The following is a 21,007-nucleotide window of genomic DNA, read 5'->3' as shown; positions in this document are numbered from 1 at the left end:
CGATCCGTGGCTGACCGCATAGAGGCGGTTGTGAAACAGAACCCCGGACTTTGGCGCGTGCCACTTCCGGAAGGTTTTGCATGTCTCTCGTTGACGACGCCCGCTTCGCCATGCCCGCGAGCGAGTCCGCCGCCGATGTCACCACCCCCGAAACCGACGCCGAGCTGATCGACGTCGCCACCGACGCCGCCGAGGCCGTCGCCGAGATCGCCGACTCCGCCGAGATCGCCGCCGACGACGTCGCGGACGAGGCCGAGGACGCCGAGCCCACCATCACCTTCGGCGACCTGGGCCTGCACGACGACGTCGTGCGCGCCCTCGCCAAGCGTGGCGTCACCACCCCGTTCCCGATCCAGGCCGCGACCATCCCGGACGCCCTGGCCGGCAAGGACGTGCTGGGCCGTGGGCGCACCGGCTCCGGCAAGACCCTCAGCTTCGGCCTGCCGCTGCTGACCCGCCTCGCCGACGGCGAGCGCACCAAGCCCAAGCACCCGCGCGGCCTGATCCTGGTCCCGACCCGCGAGCTGGCCATGCAGGTGGCCGACGCCCTGGAGCCGTTCGGCTCGGTGCTCGGCCTCAAGCTCAAGGTCGTCTGCGGCGGCACCTCGATGTCGAACCAGATCTACGCGCTGGAGCGCGGCGTCGACATCCTGGTCGCCACCCCCGGCCGTCTGCGTGACCTGCTGAACCGCGGCAGCGCCAAGCTGGCCGACGTCCGGACCGTCGTGCTCGACGAGGCCGACCAGATGGCCGACATGGGCTTCCTGCCCGAGGTCACCGAGATCCTCGACCAGGTGCCGGCCGGCGGCCAGCGCCTGCTGTTCTCCGCCACCCTGGAGAACGAGATCGACACCCTGGTCAAGCGCTACCTGAAGAACCCGGTGACCCACGAGGTCGACCCGTCGGCCGGCGCGGTCACCACCATGACCCACCACATCCTCGTGGTGAAGCCCAAGGACAAGGCGCCGATCACCAACGCGATCGCCGCCCGCAAGGGCCGCACGATCATCTTCGTCCGCACCCAGATGGGCGCAGACCGCGTCGCCGAGCAGCTCATCGAGGCCGGCGTGAAGGCCGACGCGCTGCACGGCGGTATGACCCAGGGCGCCCGCACCCGCGTCCTCGGCGACTTCAAGGACGGCTACGTCAACGTCGTCGTCGCCACCGACGTCGCCGCCCGTGGCATCCACGTCGACGGCATCGACCTGGTCCTGAACGTGGACCCGGCCGGTGACCACAAGGACTACCTGCACCGCTCCGGCCGCACCGCCCGTGCCGGCCGCTCCGGCGCCGTCGTCACCCTGGTGCTGCCGCACCAGCGCCGTGGCGTGTTCCGCCTGATGGAGGACGCGGGCGTGGACGCCTCGCGCCACATCCTCGACCACGCCTTCGACGCCGAGGTCGCCAAGATCACCGGCGCCCGCTCGCTGATCGAGGTCCAGGCCGAGAGCGCGGCCGGCATCGCGGGTGCCGCCGAGCGCGAGCTCGCCGACATGACCCGCCAGCTGGAGCGCGCGCAGCGCCGCGCCACCGAGCTGCGCGAGGAGGCCGACCGCTTGGCCGCCCGGGCCGCTCGCGAGCGGGCCGAGCTGGGCATCGAGGACGAGGCGCCGGCTGCCGAGGCCGACTCCGCCGAGGCTTCGGAGAGCGCCGTCGAGACCGCCGCCCCGGTGGCCGAGGAGCGCACCCCGTCGTACCGCGAGGCGCGCACCGAGCGTCCCGAGCGCACCGAGCGCCCTGCGTTCGGCCGTGACCGTGACGACCGCGGTGGCCGTTCGGGTGGCTTCAACCGTGACCGTGACGACCGCGGTGGCCGCTCCGGTGGCTTCAACCGTGACGACCGCGGTGGCCGTTCCGGTGGCTTCGGTGACCGTGACAACCGCGGCGGTGGCTTCAACCGTGACCGTGACGACCGCGGTGGCCGCTCCGGTGGCTTCAACCGTGACGACCGCGGTGGCCGTTCCGGTGGCTTCGGTGACCGTGACAACCGCGGTGGTGGCTTCAACCGTGACGACCGCGGTGGCCGTTCCGGTGGCTTCGGTGACCGTGACAACCGCGGCGGTGGCTTCAACCGTGACCGTGACGACCGCGGTGGCCGTTCCGGTGGCTTCGGTGACCGTGACAACCGCGGCGGTGGCTTCAACCGTGACCGTGACGACCGCGGTGGCCGTTCCGGTGGCTTCGGTGACCGTCCGGCCCGCTCCTTCGGCGACCGTCCGGCCTTCGGCCGTGACCGTGACGAGCGCGGCAGCAGCAGCCGTCCGTTCTCGCGCCGCGACGACCACCGCTCCGGTGGCCGCCCGCAGGCCTCCGGTGGCTTCAACCGTGACCGTGACGACCGCGGCGGCCGCTCCGGTGGCTTCAACTCCGGTGGCTTCAACCGCGACGACCGCAAGCCGCGCTGGAAGAACTGACACCGGCTGATGCCGGTTGACGCCGGCTGACGTCACTTCGGGCCCGCTCCACTTCGGTGGGGCGGGCCCGTTGTCGTTCTCCCGCGGGCTGTTGTTCTGCTGGTGAGAATAACCTGTGGCGCGTGGGCGGCCAGGTCCCGTACGGTCGCGGACATGAGCAGCAGACTGCATCACGTGGCGGCGGTGAACGAGGAGATCGCCGAACGGGGGAGCTACCGGGCAGCCGGGGGCGAGCTCGTACAGGTGTCGGAGCGACTGGCCGTGGCCAGGGAGGGGACGGTGTCGTACACGCCGGAGGCGCTGGACGCGCTGGTGCGGGCCGGTGCGCCCGGGCCGGGTCCGGGTGCCGGGGCGATCGAGGTGACGGCCGAGGGCAGCATCCAGGCGGCCCGGCGGCTGGTCGGGGCCGGGGGCGGCCGGGTGGGGGTGCTCAACTTCGCCTCCGCGCGGAACCCGGGCGGCGGCTACCTGCGTGGCGCCCGCGCCCAGGAGGAGGACCTCTGCCGCAGCGCCCTGCTGTACTCCTGCCTGCTGGAGGCACCGGACTACTACGAGGCGCACCGCGCCTCCAGCGACCTGCGGTACAGCCACCGGGTGATCGTCTCGCCCGACGTGCCGGTGATCCGGGGCGCGCAGGGGGAGCTGCTGGCACAGCCGTACCCGGTGACGTTCCTGACCTCGCCGGCGCCCAACGCGGGCCAGTTGGAGCGGCGTTCGGCCGGCACGGACGTCCGGGGCGTGCTCGCCGAGCGGGCCGTCCGGGTCCTCGCGGCGGCGGCCCGGCACGAGATACGGACGCTGGTGCTGGGGGCGTGGGGCTGCGGAGTGTTCGGCAACGACCCGGCCGAGGTCGCCGAGGCCTTCGAGGGGGCGCTGGCGCAGTACGGCGCGGCGTTCGAGCGGGTGGTGTTCGCGGTCTGGGACCGCACGCCCGTCTCGGCGAACCGGGCCGCTTTCGAGGCCCGGTTCGGCGCGGCCGTCGGCTGACGGCGGCAGCCGGTGCCGTCGGCCCTCGGGTGGTGGGGCGAGGCCGCGTGGGGCCTGGCGTGCGGTCGGCTCGTGCGTGCCGTCGGCCCCTGCGCGCTGCCGGCCCTGGCGCGTTGCCGGCTCTTGTGTGCCGTCAGCTCTTGCGTGCTGCCAAGGCGGTCGCGGCGGTCGAGGCGGCGGCGACCACGCCGGTGACGGCGAAGACGGACGGCCAGGCGCCGATCTTCTTCGCCAGCGGGTGCGAGCCGCCGAAAGCCGCCACGTACAGGCCGGTCAGCGCGGCCGCGGTGGCCGTGCCCGAGCGGCGGTGCCACTGCGTGGCGGCGCTCACCCCGGCGACCGCCAGCACCGCGCCGCCCAGCTCGCGCCGGCCGGTCCAGCGGGCGACGCCAAAGCCGCCGACCAGGCCGCTCGCCGCGGTGAGCGCGGCGGGCGCCGCGGCCGAGAGCACGTTCGGGATCTTCGCCATCGTCGACTCCACTCTGCAGACCTCCGGAGGTTCCGGACCTCGCGGGCCCCGCCGAACTCCACGGACGCCCTGAACTCCTCCGACCTTCCAACCTCCCGACCATAACCCGGCCGTCGAAACGGCCCGCCGGGCGGTCCTGGGGGCGGTCCGGCGGCCGGGTCCGGTGGGAACCGGCGGTTCAGCGGAACGCCTCCTCGAAGGGGCGCGCCGCCGCAGTCCGGGAGAGGTGGTGCGCGGCCTCGGCCGGGGTGAGCACCCGCTCCAGCCGGAGCTCCCCCGGGACCTGCTGGATGAACCGGCCCGCCGCCCAGCTCCGCTCGTACGGCTGCGGGTCCAGCACCAGGGTGCGGACGCCGTCCACCACCGGGATGTCGCTGGGAGTGCCCTCGTTCCAGATCCACGAACCGTCCGGCGCGACCAGGTTGAACGCGCCCAGCGCGGTGACCCGGCGGCGGCCGTCCACCTCCTCGGTCCGGGTGAGCGCGACCACCTCCGGGTCGGGCCGGGTGCCGGGCAGGTGGCCGCCGCCGATCAGCAGGTCGGCGAGGAGCGTGTGCAGCTGGAAGTTGTCGGTCAGGCCGTCCATCCGGACCAGGTAGCCGGTGCCGGTCGGGCGGTCCAGCACCAGCAGCGGCTCGTCGTCGAACGTCTTCATCAGGTACAGCAGGCCCTTGAGGTCGTGCTGCCCCTCGCCGTACCGCTCGATCAGCTCGACCAGCACGTCGGTCACGCCGGAGGCCCGGGCCGAGGTGCGGACGGCGGCGTGCGTGTACACCGCGAACGAGGCCATCTGCCACAGGTGCAGCGTCCACCAGCCGATGACCGCCCGGTGGGCGGGCCAGGCGTCCGGGTCCTCCGGGTCGGCGATCCGGGCATGCGCCTGCCCCGGGTCGTCCCCGTCCGGATCGGGCAGCTCGCCGCCGCCCGTCTCCTTCCAGCGCTCGATCAGCAGCAGCGCCCCGCTCAACGCCCCGCGCAGACCGGCCAGCACCTGGCCGGCACAGGCCACCGGATCGGCGCCGCGCTCCACGCAGGCGCCCACCATCATCGCCAGGTGGGACCGCTCGAACGGCGGGAAGTCCGGCAGCAGGGCGGCCAGCCGTGGGCCCACCGCGGCGGACTCGCGCTCCCCGGCCGGGCCGAGCAGCCCGCGCACCGCGCGGAACGCGGCGTCGATGCGCTCGATGTCGGTTGCCTGGACTGCCGCCTCCAGATCGGCGATCGCGCCGAGGAGGGCCGGCGACTGACGGTCTGACGGATCCGCGGACCCGCCGTGCGAGGGAATTCGGTCGGACACCATTCGCCGCAGCATAGGCGGCCGCCCTGACGGTCCGTCCGGCCGGGGTGCGCCGGTCGGGCCGTCGGTCGGGCCGTCGGGGTGGGGTGTGCGGACGGGATGCGCGTCGGGTGAAGGGGAAGGGGTGGAGGGCCAGGGGGGAAGGGGAGCGCTTTCCGCGTCCGAGTGTCGGAAATCGCCCGCACGGGCCCGCCGGTGTCCCGCATACTCGCGCGGGTGACCGCGACCCGTACCCTGCCGGCCTCCTCCGTGGCCGTGGCGGAACCCGCTCTGCGGGTGTCCCCGCTCGAACTCTTCCTCGATCTCGTCTTCGTCTTCACCGTCACCCAGCTCACCGGGAGCCTGGCCCACCACCTCACCGTCGGGGGGCTCGCCCAGGTGGTGGTGATGCTGGCGGTCATCTGGTGGATGTACGACGCGTTCATCTGGCTGACCAACGCGATGCCGCCCAGCAGCCACGGCCGCCGCGGCCTGCTGCTGCTCGCCATGGCCGGCTTCCTGCTGATCTCGCTCTCCGTCCCGCACGCCTTCGAGGGCAGCGGCGTCGTCTTCGGCTGGGCGTACCTGCTGGTGGTCGCCGTGCACACCGGCATGTTCGCCGTCTCCGGCGTGGCGCTCGGCCCGGTGCTGCGGATGGGCGGGCTCAACCTGGTGAACACCGGCCTGGTGGTGGCCGGTGGCTACCTCACCGGTACGGCCCAACTCGCCTTCTGGGCCGCCGCCTTCGCCCTGCAGTTCGCGATACCGCGGCTGGTCGACCTGCCGCAGTTCCTGCTCCGCTCCGACCACTTCGTCGAACGCCACGGGCTGGTCGTGATCATCGCGTTCGGGGAGTCGGTGATCGCCATCGGCGTCGGCGCCGGCACCGCCGACCTCAGCGCCGCCCTGATCGCCGTGGCCGTGCTCAGCCTCAGCGTCTGCGTGGGCCTCTGGTGGGCGTACTTCGGCCACGACGACGACGCCCGCGCCGAACACCACATGGCCGCGCTCCCCTCGGACCGCCGCAACCGGCTCGCGGTCAGTGTCTACAACCTCGGCCACTACGGCCTGCTGCTCGGCGTCCTGGTCTTCGCCGCAGGCGTGAAGTCCGCCGTCGCCCACCCCGGCGCGCCGATCACCCTGGGCCAGGCCGCCGCGCTGGCCGGCGGCGTCGCGCTCTTCCTCGCCGTCAACACCGCCGTCCGCCGCACCTTCGCGCTCACCCCGAACCTGCCCCGGCTCGCCGCGGCCGCCCTGCTGGTGGCGGTCGTCCCGCTGGGCACCGGCGTCTCCGCCCTGGCCGAGGTGGCGGCCACGGCGGGCGTCCTCGCCGCGGCCTTCGGGTACGAGGCCGTGCGGGCCGGCCGTACCGCTCAGGTCGCGACGACCGGAGGCCTGTCGGCCCCCGGTGAGAGACTCGAACCGTGACTGACCACGTGATCACGGACGGCCTCTACCGGGTGCGCAACGTCGGCAGCGGCCTGCTGCTGGAGGTCGCCGACGGGAGCCGCCGCAGCGGCGCCAAGGTCCGGCTGGGCGCCGACGACGGCTCGGACGCCCAGCTCTGGCGCCTCACCGCCGTCCACCCCGGCGGCGCCCTCCACCACTTCGAGAACGTCGCCAGCGGCAAGCGCCTCGACGTCACCGGCGCCTCCCCCGACGACGGTGTGCCGATCCAGCAGTGGTCCGCCAACGCCTTCGGCGCCCAGGAGTGGCTCCTCGAACACCACCTCGACGCCCCCGGCACCTACACCCTCACCAGCTTCATCAGCGGCAAGCCCCTCACCGCCACCACCCCCGGCAACCCCGTCGAACAGCGCGAGGAGACCGACTCCCCGACCCAGTGGTGGCGCCTGGAGCGGCAGGAGTGACGGCCGGGGCCTCCGCCGGGGCACCGCCGGTCCGGCGTCCGGTGTCCCGGTCCGGCGCCCGGTGTGCCGGTGCCGGTGCCGGCTCCGGCGTCAGGCGGCGAGGTTGGTGCGGAGGGCGGTGAGGTCGGCTTCGGTGGTGCCGTGGGCCTGGAGGTAGGCGGGGACGGAGCCGTGGTGGGTGCGGATCCAGGCGAGGGAGGAGGCGAGGAGCGGCGCGGAGATGGGGCGGGAGATGCGCTCGGTGCCGGTCTCGTCGAGGTAGGGGGTGGGGCCGTCGAGGAGGCCGAGGCCGGCGTTGGAGAGCAGGAAGTCGGCGGTGATCTCGGCGTCGGAGGCGCCCAGGAGGGATTGCACGACGGCGATGGTCAGACCGGTGCGGTCCTTGCCGACGGCGCAGTGGACGACGGCCGGGACGCCTCCGGGGGTACCGAGCCGGCGGATGGCGGCGACCAGGGACGGGCCGGCGGTCTCGGCCATGAAGGGGTAGAGCTCGGCCTGGCCCTCGGGCCACGGGCGGTCGGTGTTCTCGCGGTTGGCCGGGAGGGTGGGGAGGTTGACCGCCTCGTGGTCGAGGCCGTGCCGCAGGTCGGGCCAGACCTCCAGCTCGAAGGGGCTGCGCAGGTCGATCACCAGGCGCAGGCCCAGCGCCTTGAGGCGCTGGGCGCCCTCGGGGGCGAGGGTGTGGAAGGAGCCGGAGCGGTAGAGCACCCCGGTGCGCAGGGTGCCGACGCCGCCGGCGTCGCGGAAGTTGCGCACGCCGGGGACGGCGAGGAAGGCGGACGGCAGGTCGGGTTCACGGTCCGGCAGGTCGTCGGTCATGGGCTCCACCGTACGGACAAACGGTCTGCCGGGGGAAGGAATCGGACCACCGGCGCGAGGAGGGCGGCCGGGTTCAGCGGCCGCCGGCGATGTCGAGGAGCGCGCCCGTCATGTAGGAGGAGGCCGGCGAGAGCAGGAAGAGGATCGACTCGGCGACCTCCTCCGGCTGCCCGCCGCGCCGCATCGGCAGGTCGGGGGCGACCCGGTCGACCCGGCCGGGCTCGCCGCCCAGGGCGTGGATGTCGGTGTGGATCAGGCCCGGGCGGACGGCGTTGACCCGGATGCCCTCGGCGGCGACCTCCAGGGCCAGCCCGCGGGTCATCGAGTCGACGGCGCCCTTGGCGGCCGCATAGTCCACGTACTCGTTCGGCGAGCCGAGCCGGGAGGCGGCGGAGGAGACGTTGACGATCGCGCCGCCCGCCCCGCCGTGCCGGGTGGACATCCGGCGGACGGCCCGGCCGGCGCAGAGGAAGGCGGAGGTGATGTTGGAGGCCCAGATCCGGTTCAGCCGGTCCTCGTCGATCTCGTCCAGCCGGCACTGCTGCTCCAGCGTGCCCGCGTTGTTCACCAGGGCGGTGAGCTGGCCGAGTTCGGCGTCCACGGTGGCGAACAGCCGCTCCACCTCGGCGGTTCGGGTGACGTCCGCCCGGACGGCGACGGCCGTGCCGCCCTCGTCCCGGATCGCCGCGACCACGCCGGCCGCCGCGGCCTCGTCGGTCCGGTAGTTGACGCAGACGCGGTAGCCGCGCCGGCCGGCGAGCAGTGCGGTGGCGGCGCCGATGCCGCGACCGGCACCGGTGATGAGGACGACTTCGTTGCGGGCGGGGCCGGTCGAGTTGGTCATGGTCCGAACGGTATCCCCCGGGCCGGGGCGGGTCACCGGCCGGAGGCCGCCGCGCGCAGGGCCGCGATCTTCGGCGCCCGGCTCGTCGGCGAGTCCAGGCTGAACCCCCGTGCGTCGCCCAGCTGGTCGCGGACGAACGCCTCCGTCCGGGCCACCGCGGTACCGGGGCCGGGGGACTGCTGGTCGTCGGGCTTCGCCATGGCGCCAGTATCGTGCCGCCGCCCCGGCCGGAATTCGCTCGCCCGGCGCGGCCTCCGCACGGCAGACTCCTCTGACCGCACCGAGACCAGGCCGCAGGGAGGCCCGCCCATGACCACCGCCCCCGGCACCGTCCTGCTCGCGGGCGTCGTCGGCTCGACCGCGTACGGTTTCGCCCACGCCGGCTCCGACATCGACCGGCTCGGCCTCTACGCCGCCCCCACCGAGGAGTTCCACGGCCTGCACCGCCCGGCGGAGTCGCACGTCACCACCGGGCCCGACGTGACGCTGCACGAGGCCGCCAAGTGGTGCCGCCTCGCCCTCACCTGCAACCCGACCGCCTCCGAACTGGCCTGGCTGCCGGACGGCCTGTACGAGACACGCAGCCCGCTGGGCGAGGAGCTCATCGCGATCCGGGCGTCCTTCCTGAGCGCGAAGGCCGTCCGCAGCTCCTATCTCGGCTACGCCGACCAGCAGTTCCGCAAACTGCTCACCCGCGACACCACCGACCCGGCCACCCGCCGCCGGGCCGCCAAGCACGCCCGGCACCTGGTCCGCCTGGTCGAACAGGGCGTCCGGCTCCACGAGACCGGCGAGAACGTCGTCCGCCTCCCCGACCCCGAGCGCGTCCGCGAACTCGGCGAACGCATCGCCGACCACCCCGCCACCGCCGAACCCCTGCTCGCGGCCGCCGCCGAGCGCCTCGCCCGCCCCGGCGTCCTCCCCGCCGCCCCCGACCCCCGCCCCGCCGAGGCCTGGCTCCGCCGCGTCCGCGCCGCCCACTACACCCCGCCCGCCCCGCCCGCCCCTTGAGCCCCGGCGCGCCCCTGCAATCCACTGGCGGAGCCCTGGGCCACACCGGGTAGGATCGCGGTGGCCGGCTCCGCACGGGCGGGCCACGGGCCGCTAGCTCAATTGGCAGAGCTGCGGACTTTTAATCCGTAGGTTCAGGGTTCGAGCCCCTGGCGGCCCACCCGGAACAAGGGTTTTCACCCCTTGTGACCAGCAGCGCACCGCAGGGCCGTTCACCCACCGGGTGAACGGTCCTGCGCATGTCTCCCGCCGGCACGGCACACCCCTCGGCCGCTCCTGCCCCTCGCCCCGCCGGCCGGGGCGGCGCAGCGCAAGGCCCAGGCCGGAGGAGTCCGGCCTGGGCCTTGCGCACTTCCCGCTCGGGCATCGGCGGGGGACCCGGTGCGCGACCACGGGGGCGGGTCGCGCACCGGGAGTCTGTCAGCCGGCGGCGCGGATCGGCTCGCCGGTGCGGTGCAGGTGGGTGAGGATCTCGCGGTAGGAGCGGACGATGCCGGTCTCGTAGTACGGGATGTCCTTCTCCTCGCAGAACTCCTTGGTGATCTGCGCGGCGCGGCCGAGCGCGGGGGTCGGCATGTTGGGGAAGAGGTGGTGCTCGATCTGGTAGTTGAGACCGCCCATGAGGACGTCGACGAGCACCCCGCCCCGGACGTTGCGGGAGGTCAGCACCTGGCGGCGGAGGAAGTCGAGCTTCATCTCGGGCGTCACCATCAGCATGCCCTTGTGGTTGGGGGCGAAGACGCAGCCGAGGCAGATCCCGAGCAGCGCCTGGTGGACGCCGAGGAAGGCGAGCGCCTTGCCGGCCGGGAGGGCGGCGAAGACCAGCCCGAAGTAGGCCGCGAAGTGGGCGACCAGCAGGGTGCCCTCCAGGTGCGGGCGCTTCATCGTGGGGCTGCGGAGTGCGCGGAAGCTGTTGTAGCTGAGGTTCAGGCCCTCCAGCAGCAGCAGCGGGAAGAAGAGGTAGGCCTGCCGCGCCCCGATGAACCTGGCGAGCCCGCCGGCCTGGCTCGCCTGCCGCTTGGACCAGACCACGATGTCGGGGGCGACGTCCGGGTCGCGCTCCTCGTGGTTGGGGTTGGCGTGGTGGCGGGTGTGCTTGTTCATCCACCAGCCGTAGCTCATCCCCATCAGGAGGTTGGCGGCGAGGCGGCCGCCGATCTCGCTGTGGAGGCGCTGGTTGAACACCTGGCGGTGGGCCAGGTCGTGCGAGATGAGGCCGATCTGGGCGAAGACGAGGGACATCGCCGCGGCGAGCAGCAGTTGCAGCCAGGTGTCGCCCAGCGCGAACAGGGCCCACCAGCCGCCGAAGAACGCGGCAAGCACGAGACCGAAGCGCACGGTGTAGTAGACCGGGCGCCGGTCGAGCAGTCCCTCGGCGGCTATCCGGCGGCTCAGCTGGGCGAAATCGCTGCCGCCGGTCTCGGACCGGGGCGCGTTGCGCCGGAGGTCGGGGGCATCCGGCATCGTCGCGAAATCAGTGCTCATGACGAAGAGTCTGGTCGTCGGGGCGCACCGGGAGAACCGGTGAAACCCCACTTCTCAGGGGGGAGAAAACTCCCCCCTCCCCCATCCGGAACGCCCCGGCTCAAGTACGCTGCGTAGCAGGAGACGTGGACCGACGAGACGGGAGCGGGGAGCCGATGTGCCCGTGAGCAGTGCCCGATGGCCGTCGTGGCTGCGCTCCGAACTCGTTCCCTGGTTGTGCGCCGCCCTGGTGTCCGCGCGGCGCGGTGTGGCCGTCGCCCTGCTCTCCCAGCTCGCGGCCGTTCCGCTGCTCGCGCTCTCGCTCGCCTCGCTGCTGGTGCTCCCGCTGGGCATCGGCGTCCTCACCCTGCCGATCGCGCTGTTCGCCGTCCGGGGCGTGGCCGACCTGCACCGGCGGCTGCTCAGCACCTGGTGGGGGGTGGACATACCCAGCCCCTACCGGCCGCAGGAGGGGGAGGACTTCGAGCCGCTGGACGTGCCCAGCAGCGTGCGTTACTGCCGGCTGCTGCTGACCGACCTGTCGACCTGGCGGGACCTCCTCTGGCTCCTGATCGACGCCCCGGTCGGCCTGCTCTTCGGGCTGCTGCCCGGGTGGCTGATGATCTACGGGCTGCACGGCGTGGTGGCCACCCCGCTGTTCTGGCCACTGATGGACCCCACCTACGGGTACGGGCTGATCTGGCCCGTGCACAGCACCACGACGGCGGTGCTCTCGTTCTTCCAGGGCCTGGGCATCATGTACCTCGGGTTCTGGTGCGCGGGACGCCTGCTGCGGGTGCACACCCGGATCAGCCAGAAGCTGCTCTCCCCGACGGCCAAGGCCTACCTCGCCCGGCGGGTGGCCGAGCTGACCGAGACCCGGTCGGCCGCGGTGGACGCGCAGGCCGCCGAGCTGCGGCGGATCGAACGTGACCTGCACGACGGCGCCCAGGCCCGGCTGGTGGCGATCGGGCTCAAACTCGGGCTGGCGGAGCAGCTGTTCCGCAAGAGCCCCGACACCGCGTACCGGATGCTGACCGACGCCCGTGAGGCCAGTGCCCAGGCCCTGGCCGACCTGCGCAACCTCGTCCGGGGGATCCACCCGCCGGTCCTGGCCGAACGCGGCCTCGACGGGGCCGTCCGGGCCCTCGCCCTCGACCTGCCCATCCCCGTCCAGGTCGACATCGACCTGCCCGGACGGCCCGAGCCGCCGGTCGAGTCGGCCGGCTACTTCGCGCTCGCCGAGGCGCTCGCCAACGTGGCGAAGCACAGCGCCGCCTCCTCGGCCTGGGTGCGGCTCGGCTATGCCGACGGGCGGCTGCAGCTGGTCGTCGGCGACGACGGGGGCGGTGGCGCGACCGTCCGCGAGGGCGGCGGGCTGCACGGCCTGCGCCGGCGTCTCGCCCCCTTCGACGGGACGCTCGACCTGGAGAGTCCGGTGGGTGGCCCCACCACAGTGACGATGGAGTTGCCATGCGTGTTGTGATCGCCGAGGACCTGGCGCTGCTGCGGGAGGGGATCACCCAGCTGCTCACCCTCAACGACTTCGAGGTGGTCGCGGCCGTGGACAACGGCCCGAGCCTGCTGGAGGCCCTGCTGGAGCACCGCCCCGACGTGGCGGTGGTCGACGTCCGGCTGCCGCCGACCTTCACCGACGAGGGGCTGCACGCGGTGGCCGAGGCTCGCCGGGAGCTGCCCGGGCTGCCCGTGCTGGTGCTGTCGCAGCACGTGGAGCACCTCTACGCCAAGGAACTGCTCACCGACCAGCGGGGCGGCATCGGCTACCTGCTCAAGGACCGGGTCTTCGAGGTGAGCGAGTTCGTCGACGCGGTGCGGCGGGTGGCCGCGGGCGGGACGGCGATGGACACGTCGGTGATCTCGCAGCTGCTGGAGCGGAGCTCGGCGAAGGGGTCGATGCAGGCCCTCACCACGAGGGAGCAGGAGGTGCTGGCGCTGATGGCCGAGGGGCGCAGCAATGCGGCGGTGGCGCGGCAGCTCTGCATCACGGAGAAGTCCGTGAGCAAGCACACCAACAACATCTTCGGGAAGCTGGGGCTGGCGCAGTCGGGTGACGACAACCGGCGGGTGCTGGCGGTGCTCGCCCACCTCAACCTCTGAGACCGGGGGCCCGGGGCCTCGGACGGGGCCGGGAGTCCCGGGCTCCAGGGCGGGCGCCGGGGGCCGGGCCGCGGAAGGCCCACGGCCCCCGCGGTCCGGGCCTCACGGGGGGAAGGCCGGGGCCGCGGAGGCCATGGGGGTTCGGGGCCGGCGGTTCGGTGGTGCCGGTGGTTCCGTGCAGACGGCGCCTCAGTGGTGCCGGCGGGCGGATGCGGGCCGGGGCTTGCGGAGCCCGGGCGGGTCGGCGGGTGCCGGGAGGCGGGCGCGGAGCCGGTGGCCGGCGTCGCCACCGGTGCCGGGCGGCCCGGCGTGGTCCTGGAGGCGGTGCGCGGCGCGGGCGAGGCCCTGCTGGAGGGCGTCGGCGAACCCCGAGCCGATGAGGGCGTCCCAGACGAACGCGTCCTCGGGCAGGGCCGGGGGATGGGGTGACGTCATGACGGCCTCCTGACCGATGGCCCATCGCTGGGAACGTCGTTGTCGTGGTCTCCGGGTTCGTTGCCGTGCTGCGGCCGCGGGCGGAGTGCCGGCGGCTTCGTGCCTCGGGGAAGTCGTGCGGGGGCGTACTGCGGGGCCGTACGGGCGGGGAAGGCGGCGCGGGGAAGGCGGGGCGGGGAGGGCGGTGCGGGGAGGGCGGTGCGGGGAGAGCGGTGCGACGGGCGGGATGACCGGCCCGGTGCGGCCGCCACACGGGGGATGATGGCGGAGGGCACCGGGCCGGAGTCTGTGGTGTCGCCCCCCGGTCAGAACTCCAGCCGGATGGGCTCGCCGATGGCACGCATGTGGCGCAGCGCCTCCCGGTGGGACGCGAGGAGCCCGGTCTGGTGGTAGGAGACTCCGAGCTCGGCGCAGTACCGCTCGGTGATGAGCTGGGCCTTGCGGAGGGCGGGGGTCGGCATGCTGGGGAAGAGGTGGTGCTCGATCTGGTAGTTGAGACCGCCCATGAGGACGTCGACGAACGGGCCGCCCTTGACGTTGCGGGAGGTCAGCACCTGCCGGCGGAGGAAGTCGAGCCGGTCCTCGCCGGTGACCATCGCCATGCCCTTGTGGTTGGGGGCGAAGACGGAGCCGAGGTAGATGCCGAACAGCGCCTGGTGGACGGCGACGAAGGCGACGGCCAGGCCCGGGGGCAGGAGCAGGAAGAGCCCGCCCAGGTAGAGCACGAAGTGGGCGACGAGCAGGGTGCCTTCGACGACGGGCCGCTTCATGGTCGGCTTGTTGAGGGCACGGAAGCTGTTGAAGCTGAGGTTCGGGCCCTCCAGCATGAGCAGCGGGAAGAACAGCCGGGACTGGTGCTTGCCGACGAACCTGGGGAGCCCCTTGGCCGCGCGGGCCTGGCGCTCGGACCAGATCAGGATGTCGGGGGAGACGTCCGGGTCCTTCTCCTCGTGGTTGGGGTTGGCGTGGTGGCGGTTGTGCTTGTTCATCCACCAGCCGTAGCTCATGCCCATGAGGAAGTCGGCGACGAAGATGCCCCAGCCCTCACTCGCCCGGCGCGAGGTGAATACCTGCTTGTGCGCCAGGTCGTGGGCCAGCAGGGCTATCTGGCCGAAGACCACGGACATGGCCGCGGCGACCAGCAGCTGCGCCCAGGAGTCGCCCACGGCGACCACCGCCGCGACACCGGCGACGAGGGAGAGTCCCACCAGCGTGAACCGCACCGAGTAGTAGAGCGGTCGCCGGTCCAGCAGTCCCGCTTCCGTGATCTGGCGGGACAGGCCGGCGAAGTCGCTGCCCGCCTCTCGGACTTCCGGCACGGGCGCTGGTGAGACCAGGGCTTCGAACGTCATGAACGCCAGTCTGCTCATGGGGAAGAGCTGCCGTAATCCCGTTAACGCCCCTATTCGGGCTGGGGAGGACCCCACTGTCGCCGCCGTCGGCGAATAGGGGTTGGGGGGTGGGGTGGCCCTGCCTAGGCTCCCGGAACGGGGGGATCGCGAAGCGGAGGAGTTGGCGTGAGTCGCTTGCAGGAGAAGGTAGTTGCCATCACGGGGGCCGCCCGGGGGCAGGGTCGCAGCCATGCGGTGCGCTGCGCCGAGGAGGGGGCCGACGTCATCGCCGTCGACCTGTGCGAGGACGTGGCGGCCACCGGCTACCCCGGTGCGACGCCGGAGGACCTGGCGGAGACGGTCCGGTTGGTGGAGAAGACGGGCCGCCGGGTGTTCGCCCGCCGGGCCGACGTGCGCGACGGCGCCGCCGTCCGGGCGGCGTTCGCCGACGGGGTGGCGGAGCTCGGCCGGCTCGATGCCGTGGTCGCGAACGCGGGCATCATCGCGATCGGCGCCGACCTCGGGGTGGACGCCTTCACGGAGAGCGTGGACATCGACCTCTCCGGTGCGGTGAACACGGTGCACGCCGCCCTGCCGCACCTCGGTGCCGGCGGTTCGGTGGTCGTGATCGGCTCGGTGGCGGGGCTGCTGCCCGGGCAGGGCGAGAACCCGGGGGGCCCGGGGATGGCGGGTTACATGTTCGCCAAGCGCTGTCTGGTGGACTACGTGAACACGCTGGCCGTGCAGCTCGGCCCGTCCGGCCGCCGGATCAACGCGGTGCACTCGTCCCTGGTCTCCACGCCGATGATCATGAACGGGCGGATGCACCGGGTGTTCCGCCCGGACCTCGACGCCCCGGGCCCGGAGGACGCCGTCCCGGTGTACGAGAGCCTGACCGCGCTGCCGGTCGGGTGCGTGGAGCCTTCCGACGTGACGCACGCGGTCGTCTATCTGCTCTCCGACGAGTCCCGCTATGTCACCGGGCTCCAGCTCAAGGTGGACGGCGGGCAGATCGTGAAGGCGGGCGCGGGAGCCTGACGGCGGCCGGTGCGGGTGGGGCAGTTCCATCACTCCCCCCCCCCCCCCGCGGCCGCGCCGGACCGGGCCGTGGCGCGGACGGGAAGCGGTGGGAATCGGGGTGCCCGAAAGGGCAGCCGCCCGGGGCCTTTCGGCGAGCGAAGGACATCCGTCCGCGAGGGTGGCCGGCCGACGGGAGGACGGGCCGGCGGAAGGCGTTGTTCCCGCTTCGCCCGGTGCAGGGCGGGCGGATTCCGCAATGGCCGGATTGCCGACGGCGCGTCGTCGGGAATCCGTCGTACCGGCCCGCCCGGCCCGGCGCGACGGCAGGTCGGAACGGGTGGCGGCAGGCGGACCGTACGGCGGCGGTGGGCCGCGACGGTACCCCCGGGGCCCCCGGGTCGGGCCCGGCCGTTCCGGTCGTACGGGTGCGGGGACCGCGCCGCCCGTCGCGCCGGGCGCCTGACGGCCAACCCGGACATATCGTCGGGCGAGGGGCCCCGGCCCCGGGCGCTCGGGTTCCGGAGCGACTTGCCAGGGCGTCGCGGCGGGAGGCAATCTGATGACGACGCACCGCAGTTGCCGGAGTCCCGGCTGCTGTCCGGCCCTGGACGCCTCTCCCCGGCGCCGGTGAACGGGCGTCGGCCTCACCGCTCTCCCGCCGGCCCGGTTCCGGGCAGGCGGTGGCGGCGGGCGGGGTGGGAGGGACCGCCGGCGTACTCGCGCTGGTGGCGTCGGAAGAGCAGAGCGACGCCCGGTGTACGCCGGTGCGAATGTGATCCGGACCTCGGCGTCGGCGGAGCGTCGCGGTGCCGGTCGGCCCAGTGCCGGGCCTGCGTGGGGAAGACGGCCGACGGGTCGGCGGCCCCGGTGGCGGGCCGCGTCGACCTTGTCGCATACCCGCTATGGTCTAGGCCTCCTTGTGAGGCGGGTCACAGCATCTCCTCGCTGATCGGTGTAGAAACAATCACTGAGCGTGGCGGGGTGCGGGGTTCAGGTGGTGCCTGTCCGGGAGTGGCCGGGCGGGTGCGACCGAGTGGGTTTGGCGGGCGTGTTGCGCTGTGCCGGTGATCCTGGCCGCGAACCTGCGGGGAATGCGTGATTCGCTTAGGGGGAAAGCAATGTTTCTGGCCGATCGCTTAAAAGCGTTGGACACCCTGGATACCCTTCTCGCCGAATGTGCCGAGGGAAACGGGACCGTGGCGTGGGTCAGCGGGGCGCTCGGCAGCGGGAAGACCGAGCTGCTGAACGTCTTCGCGGACCGGGCCGCCGATCGCGGCGCCCTGGTCCTGCGGGCGACCGGTGCCAAGGCGGAACAGGCTCTCCCGATGGGGGCGATGAGCCAGATCTTCCAGGACCCCGCGCTGCCCGACGAGGTGGCCGACCGGGCTGCCGACCTGCTCCAGGCGGCGTCCAGGCCCACCGGGGCCGACGAGCAGGCGTACGACCTGAGCCGCCGGCCGGTGCCGGGGACGCGTGAGCTGTGCGCGCTGATCCTGGAGCTGGCCGCGGACCGTCCGGTGGTCATCGGCATCGACGACGTGCACTTCGTCGACGCCGCCTCGCTCCAGGTCGTGCTCTACCTCCGGCGCCGGATCCACTCCGCCCGCGTCCTGCTGGTGCTGAACGAGTGGTCGCGGCCCAGGCCGGCCCGCCCGTTCTTCCAGGCCGAGATCACCAGGCTGCCGCACCACCGCATCCGCCTGGACCCGCTCTCCCGCGACGGTGTCCGGGAGCTGATCGCCCACTGGCTGGGCCCGGAGACCGCCGACCGGGTCGCCGGCTGGCTCTACCGGCTCAGCGGCGGCAACCCGATGCTGGCCGGCGCGCTGATCGAGGAATGCCGAGACCGCCAGGACGAGCTGGGCGAGGACGGTTTCCGGGACGGGCCGCCGGGCTTCGGCTTCGACCAGGCCGTCCGCGCCATCCTGCACCGCTGGGAGCCCGCACTCCTCGAAGTGGCCCAGGGTCAGGCCGTGTTGGGTGCCCACGCGTCGCCGGCGCTGATCGCCCGGCTGCTCGGGGTGATGCCGGAACGCGCCGCCGAGATGCTGGACATCCTCGGCCGCGCCGGGCTGCTCGGCCCTTCGGGCTTCCCGGCCCCGGTCGCCTCCGCCGTGCTCGGCAGCCTGGAGGCGGAGGACCGCTCCCAACTGCACTCGCTCTGCGCCGAACTGCTCCACAAGCTGGGCTCCACCACCGCGGAGATCGCCCGCCACCTGCTCGCCGCCGACCGCGCGGCCGGCCGCTGGGCGATGGAGGTCCTGCGCGACGCCGCCGCCCAGGCACTCGCGGGCAACGACGCCGAGCACGCCACGGCCTGCCTCGAACTCGCCCTGGAGGCCTGCACCAACGACGACGAGCGGCTCGCCATCACGGCGATGCTGGCCCGGGCCGCCTGGCGGATCAACCCCGCGACGATCCTGCCCCACCTCGACACGCTCCGCAGCGCGGTGCGGGCCGGGTTCCTCACCGGGCGCGACGCCGTCAACGTGATCCGCTACCTGCTCTGGCAGGGCGACATCGAGGGCGCGGGCGAGGTCTTCCAGACCCTCAGCGCCGTCGGCGACCTGGACGACGCCCAGCTCGCGGCCGAACTCAGCCTCATCTTCATGGCGATGTGCGGTCCCTCGCAGGGCAGTCCGGTGCAGGAGCGGGGCGAGACCACCGGCGGCCCCGAACTCGGCGGATCCTTCGGCAACCCCTGGGCGCGCGCCACCTCGACCCTCACCGACGTGCTCCAGCGGGAGTCCTCCGACGCGGCCGTCGTCAGCGCCGAGTACATCCTGCAGAGCTGCCTGCTCAGCGACAGCACCCTGGAGATCATCGCCTTCGCCCTGCTCGCGCTGCAGTTCGCGGGGCGCCCCGACCTCGCCACCACCTGGTGCGACGGGCTGATCGACGAGGCGGTGCGCCGCCGGGCCAACACCTGGCAGGCGGTGCTCTGCAGCGTCCGGGCCGAGATCGCCTTCCGGCAGGGGGACCTGGCGATCGCCGAGGTCAAGGCGGAGGCGGCGTTCAGCCGGCTTCAGCCCAAGGGGTGGGGCGTCCTCATCGGGCTGCCCATCTCCACGATGGTGATGGTCAACACGGCGCTCAACCGCCACGAGAAGGCGGCGGAGCTGCTGAACCAGCTCGTGCCCGACGCCATGTTCGACACCGCCTTCGGAATGCTCTACCTCAGGGCCCGCGGGCACCACCACCTCGCGGTCGACCGGGCGCTCGCCGCGCTCAGCGACTTCCAGACCTGCGGGGAGAAGATGCAGCAGTGGAAGGCCGACGTGCCGTCGCTGCTGCCCTGGCGCAGCGACCTCGCCGAGGCCTACCTGCGTCTGGCCCGGCCCGAGGTGGCGCGCGAGTTGATCGAGCGCCAGCTCGAACTGCCGGACGCCCAGGGGGCGGCCATCCGCGGCAGCTCGCTGCGGGTCAGGGCCGCCGCCGAGGACGTCGGCCAGCGGCCCAGGACCCTGAAGAAGGCGGTCGACCTGCTCCAGAGCTCCGGCAACCGGCTCGAACTCGTCCGGGCGCTGGCCGACCTGAGCTCCGCCTACCACCGTCTCGGCGACTTCGGGCGGGCCAGGGCCACCGGGCGGCGCGCCGTCCAGGAGGCCAAGCTCTGCCACGTCGACGCCGTGCCGCCGCAGCTCCTCGGGGACCTGCCGGGCGACACCTTCGTGGCGGAGAAGGAGGAGCCGGAGAGCGTCAAGGACGCGGGGTCCACCGCGCTGAGCGACGCCGAGCGCCGGGTCGCGACGCTGGCCGCCGTCGGCCACAGCAACCGGGAGATCGCCCGCAAGCTCTACATCACCGTGAGCACGGTGGAGCAGCACCTCACCAGGATCTACCGAAAGCTCCAGGTGAGCCGGCGCGACGAACTCCTGGAAGGCCTCCAGCTGCGGCGGGAGCCGGACGAGCTGCTCGACGGCCGGGACGGCGCGCTGGGGCCGAACGGCCTGGCGGAGCGCGAGGCGTGAGGGGGAGAGGGGCCGTTCCGGGCGCCGCCTGACGGTGGCGGCACCGGCACGGAGCACGGGGCCCGTCCCGGCACGGGGGAGACGGCCGGGAGGGCGGGCCGTCGTCAGGCGCCGGCCGTGCTGCGCGCGTGGGCGCGGGCACGGTCGGCGAGGATGCGGTTGACCTCGGCGGCGTGCGGGGCGAGGAAGAAGTGGCCGCCGTCGAAGACCGTCAGCTCGAACGGGCCGCTGGTGTGGTCGGCCCAGGAACGGGCCTCGTCCACGGTGACCTTCGGGTCCCTGTCCCCGACCAGGGCGTGGACCGGGCAGCTGAGGTCGGAGCCCGGGCGGTACTTGTACGTCTCCGCGGCGCGGTAGTCGCTGCGGATCGCGGGGAGGATCATCCGGAGCAGCTCCTCGTCCCCGAGCACTCCCGGCTCCGTGCCGCTGAGCTCCTTCAACTCCCGGACCAGGCCCTCGTCATCACGCTGGTGCACGTACTCGTCGCGGTGCCGGGACGGCGCGCGGCGGCCGGACGCGACCAGCGCGGCCGGCGCGGTCCCCTCCCGCTCCAGCCGGCGGCCGACCTCGAAGGCCAGCGAGGCGCCCATGCTGTGCCCGAAGAGCACCAGCGGCAGATCGGTCCACGGGCGCAGCTCCTCCACCAGGACGTCCGCCAGCTCGTGCAGATCGCCGATGCCCGGCTCGTGGCGCCGGTCCTGGCGGCCCGGGTACTGCAGGGTGATCACGTCGACGGCCGGAGCCAGCGCCTGCGACAGCGGGAAATAGAACGAGGCCGAACCGCCCGCGTGCGGAAAACAGGCCAGCCGAACGGGGGCGTCGGCGGACGGGTGGAACCTGCGAATCCACGGACTGGTCACTCCCGCTGCCTCTGCCATGATTCCTGATGTCCTTTCGCTGAGGTCGGGGTGTTCCCGGGAAGCCGCGCGGTGAATTACGCTGCGGCGGACGGCGCCGGTGACCGTCTCCCGTTGCAG

Annotated in this window: 18 protein-coding genes and 1 tRNA gene; 10 read left to right on the top strand and 9 right to left on the bottom strand. The window is 73.4% G+C overall.

The annotated features are described in order from the left end of the window. The first annotated feature begins 80 nt into the window (after nt 1-80). The gene (locus OG286_RS18610; protein ID WP_405365509.1) at nt 81-2,414 is read left to right on the top strand and encodes a DEAD/DEAH box helicase; all 2,334 of its coding nucleotides are present in this window, start codon (nt 81-83) and stop codon (nt 2,412-2,414) included. 153 nt (nt 2,415-2,567) lie between these two features. Next, the gene (locus tag OG286_RS18605) at nt 2,568-3,401 is read left to right on the top strand and encodes a TIGR02452 family protein (RefSeq protein WP_396324640.1); all 834 of its coding nucleotides are present in this window, start codon (nt 2,568-2,570) and stop codon (nt 3,399-3,401) included. 133 nt (nt 3,402-3,534) lie between these two features. Here OG286_RS18605 and OG286_RS18600 read toward each other — a convergent pair whose 3' ends face one another. Both OG286_RS18600 and OG286_RS18595 read right to left on the bottom strand, forming a co-directional pair. Continuing rightward, complete coding sequence (locus OG286_RS18600) at nt 3,535-3,870, bottom strand: hypothetical protein (protein ID WP_396324637.1); 336 nt, start codon at nt 3,868-3,870, stop codon at nt 3,535-3,537. Between the two features lie 178 nt (nt 3,871-4,048). Then, nucleotides 4,049-5,170: a hypothetical protein gene (locus OG286_RS18595; RefSeq protein WP_396324636.1), complete on the bottom strand. Its 1,122-nt coding sequence runs from the start codon at nt 5,168-5,170 to the stop codon at nt 4,049-4,051. 213 nt (nt 5,171-5,383) lie between these two features. On the opposite strand from OG286_RS18595, the gene OG286_RS18590 reads away from it, so the two are divergent. Together OG286_RS18590 and OG286_RS18585 are read left to right on the top strand one after the other, a co-directional pair. Next, nucleotides 5,384-6,574 carry a low temperature requirement protein A gene (locus OG286_RS18590; protein ID WP_405365506.1) on the top strand — a complete coding sequence of 397 codons (1,191 nt, stop codon included), beginning with the start codon at nt 5,384-5,386 and terminating at the stop codon, nt 6,572-6,574. After that, the gene (locus OG286_RS18585) at nt 6,571-7,017 is read left to right on the top strand and encodes an RICIN domain-containing protein (protein ID WP_405360881.1); all 447 of its coding nucleotides are present in this window, start codon (nt 6,571-6,573) and stop codon (nt 7,015-7,017) included. The genes OG286_RS18590 and OG286_RS18585 overlap by 4 nt, the downstream gene beginning before the upstream one ends. A 90-nt stretch (nt 7,018-7,107) precedes the next feature. On the opposite strand, the gene OG286_RS18580 is transcribed toward OG286_RS18585, so the two are convergent. The 3 genes from OG286_RS18580 to OG286_RS18570 form a co-directional block, all read right to left on the bottom strand. Next, nucleotides 7,108-7,836 (bottom strand): tyrosine-protein phosphatase, encoded by a 729-nt coding sequence (locus OG286_RS18580; RefSeq protein WP_396324633.1) that lies wholly within the window; start codon nt 7,834-7,836, stop codon nt 7,108-7,110. A gap of 73 nt (nt 7,837-7,909) precedes the next feature. Further along, nucleotides 7,910-8,680, bottom strand: coding sequence for an SDR family oxidoreductase (locus OG286_RS18575; protein ID WP_396324632.1), 771 nt, complete (start codon nt 8,678-8,680; stop codon nt 7,910-7,912). 32 nt (nt 8,681-8,712) lie between these two features. Next, on the bottom strand, nt 8,713-8,880 hold the full coding sequence (locus tag OG286_RS18570) for a hypothetical protein (protein ID WP_396324630.1): 168 nt from the start codon (nt 8,878-8,880) through the stop codon (nt 8,713-8,715). 109 nt (nt 8,881-8,989) lie between these two features. Between OG286_RS18570 and OG286_RS18565 the strand changes: the two genes are divergently transcribed. Continuing rightward, nucleotides 8,990-9,691 carry a DNA polymerase beta superfamily protein gene (locus OG286_RS18565; RefSeq protein WP_396324629.1) on the top strand — a complete coding sequence of 234 codons (702 nt, stop codon included), beginning with the start codon at nt 8,990-8,992 and terminating at the stop codon, nt 9,689-9,691. 87 nt (nt 9,692-9,778) lie between these two features. Next, nucleotides 9,779-9,851, top strand: a tRNA-Lys gene (locus OG286_RS18560). A gap of 260 nt (nt 9,852-10,111) precedes the next feature. Here the strand turns inward: OG286_RS18560 and OG286_RS18555 are convergent. After that, on the bottom strand, nt 10,112-11,155 hold the full coding sequence (locus OG286_RS18555; RefSeq protein WP_405363767.1) for a fatty acid desaturase family protein: 1,044 nt from the start codon (nt 11,153-11,155) through the stop codon (nt 10,112-10,114). Nucleotides 11,156-11,339: 184 nt separating this feature from the next. Between OG286_RS18555 and OG286_RS18550 the strand changes: the two genes are divergently transcribed. Continuing rightward, nucleotides 11,340-12,641 carry a sensor histidine kinase gene (locus OG286_RS18550; protein WP_396324628.1) on the top strand — a complete coding sequence of 434 codons (1,302 nt, stop codon included), beginning with the start codon at nt 11,340-11,342 and terminating at the stop codon, nt 12,639-12,641. Further along, on the top strand, nt 12,629-13,273 hold the full coding sequence (locus OG286_RS18545) for a response regulator (RefSeq protein ID WP_396324627.1): 645 nt from the start codon (nt 12,629-12,631) through the stop codon (nt 13,271-13,273). Before OG286_RS18550 ends, OG286_RS18545 begins: the two co-directional genes overlap by 13 nt. Before the next feature lie 189 nt (nt 13,274-13,462). Here OG286_RS18545 and OG286_RS18540 read toward each other — a convergent pair whose 3' ends face one another. Both OG286_RS18540 and OG286_RS18535 read right to left on the bottom strand, forming a co-directional pair. Further along, nucleotides 13,463-13,708 (bottom strand): hypothetical protein, encoded by a 246-nt coding sequence (locus OG286_RS18540; protein WP_396324626.1) that lies wholly within the window; start codon nt 13,706-13,708, stop codon nt 13,463-13,465. A 305-nt stretch (nt 13,709-14,013) separates the two neighbouring features. Beyond that, complete coding sequence (locus tag OG286_RS18535; RefSeq protein WP_405360887.1) at nt 14,014-15,060, bottom strand: fatty acid desaturase family protein; 1,047 nt, start codon at nt 15,058-15,060, stop codon at nt 14,014-14,016. Between the two features lie 165 nt (nt 15,061-15,225). On the opposite strand from OG286_RS18535, the gene OG286_RS18530 reads away from it, so the two are divergent. Together OG286_RS18530 and OG286_RS18525 are read left to right on the top strand one after the other, a co-directional pair. After that, nucleotides 15,226-16,077 carry a mycofactocin-coupled SDR family oxidoreductase gene (locus OG286_RS18530; RefSeq protein WP_396324624.1) on the top strand — a complete coding sequence of 284 codons (852 nt, stop codon included), beginning with the start codon at nt 15,226-15,228 and terminating at the stop codon, nt 16,075-16,077. 1,073 nt (nt 16,078-17,150) lie between these two features. Further along, complete coding sequence (locus OG286_RS18525; RefSeq protein WP_405366063.1) at nt 17,151-20,030, top strand: AAA family ATPase; 2,880 nt, start codon at nt 17,151-17,153, stop codon at nt 20,028-20,030. 104 nt (nt 20,031-20,134) lie between these two features. On the opposite strand, the gene OG286_RS18520 is transcribed toward OG286_RS18525, so the two are convergent. Beyond that, complete coding sequence (locus OG286_RS18520; RefSeq protein ID WP_396324623.1) at nt 20,135-20,908, bottom strand: thioesterase II family protein; 774 nt, start codon at nt 20,906-20,908, stop codon at nt 20,135-20,137. Nucleotides 20,909-21,007: the final 99 nt, after the last annotated feature.

It is taken from the genome of Kitasatospora sp. NBC_00039 (assembly GCF_045160625.1).
In the GTDB taxonomy this organism is placed as follows: Bacteria; Actinomycetota; Actinomycetes; order Streptomycetales; family Streptomycetaceae; genus Kitasatospora.
Note: the sequence above shows the minus strand (reverse complement) of the source record. Positions and strands in the feature narration are given on the sequence as shown.

Bases quoted from the DNA above. Each gene is read 5' to 3' on its own strand.
- OG286_RS18610 (WP_405365509.1), top strand. From the start codon at position 81: ATGTCTCTCGTTGACGACGCCCGCTTCGCCATGCCCGCGAGCGAGTCC.
- OG286_RS18600 (WP_396324637.1), bottom strand. From the start codon at position 3,870: ATGGCGAAGATCCCGAACGTGCTCTCGGCCGCGGCGCCCGCCGCGCTC.
- OG286_RS18570 (WP_396324630.1), bottom strand. From the start codon at position 8,880: ATGGCGAAGCCCGACGACCAGCAGTCCCCCGGCCCCGGTACCGCGGTG.
- OG286_RS18595 (WP_396324636.1), bottom strand. From the start codon at position 5,170: ATGGTGTCCGACCGAATTCCCTCGCACGGCGGGTCCGCGGATCCGTCA.
- OG286_RS18535 (WP_405360887.1), bottom strand. From the start codon at position 15,060: ATGACGTTCGAAGCCCTGGTCTCACCAGCGCCCGTGCCGGAAGTCCGA.
- OG286_RS18555 (WP_405363767.1), bottom strand. From the start codon at position 11,155: ATGCCGGATGCCCCCGACCTCCGGCGCAACGCGCCCCGGTCCGAGACC.
- OG286_RS18525 (WP_405366063.1), top strand. From the start codon at position 17,151: ATGCGTGATTCGCTTAGGGGGAAAGCAATGTTTCTGGCCGATCGCTTA.
- OG286_RS18605 (WP_396324640.1), top strand. From the start codon at position 2,568: ATGAGCAGCAGACTGCATCACGTGGCGGCGGTGAACGAGGAGATCGCC.
- OG286_RS18520 (WP_396324623.1), bottom strand. From the start codon at position 20,908: ATGGCAGAGGCAGCGGGAGTGACCAGTCCGTGGATTCGCAGGTTCCAC.
- OG286_RS18545 (WP_396324627.1), top strand. From the start codon at position 12,629: ATGCGTGTTGTGATCGCCGAGGACCTGGCGCTGCTGCGGGAGGGGATC.
- OG286_RS18580 (WP_396324633.1), bottom strand. From the start codon at position 7,836: ATGACCGACGACCTGCCGGACCGTGAACCCGACCTGCCGTCCGCCTTC.
- OG286_RS18575 (WP_396324632.1), bottom strand. From the start codon at position 8,680: ATGACCAACTCGACCGGCCCCGCCCGCAACGAAGTCGTCCTCATCACC.
- OG286_RS18565 (WP_396324629.1), top strand. From the start codon at position 8,990: ATGACCACCGCCCCCGGCACCGTCCTGCTCGCGGGCGTCGTCGGCTCG.
- OG286_RS18540 (WP_396324626.1), bottom strand. From the start codon at position 13,708: ATGACGTCACCCCATCCCCCGGCCCTGCCCGAGGACGCGTTCGTCTGG.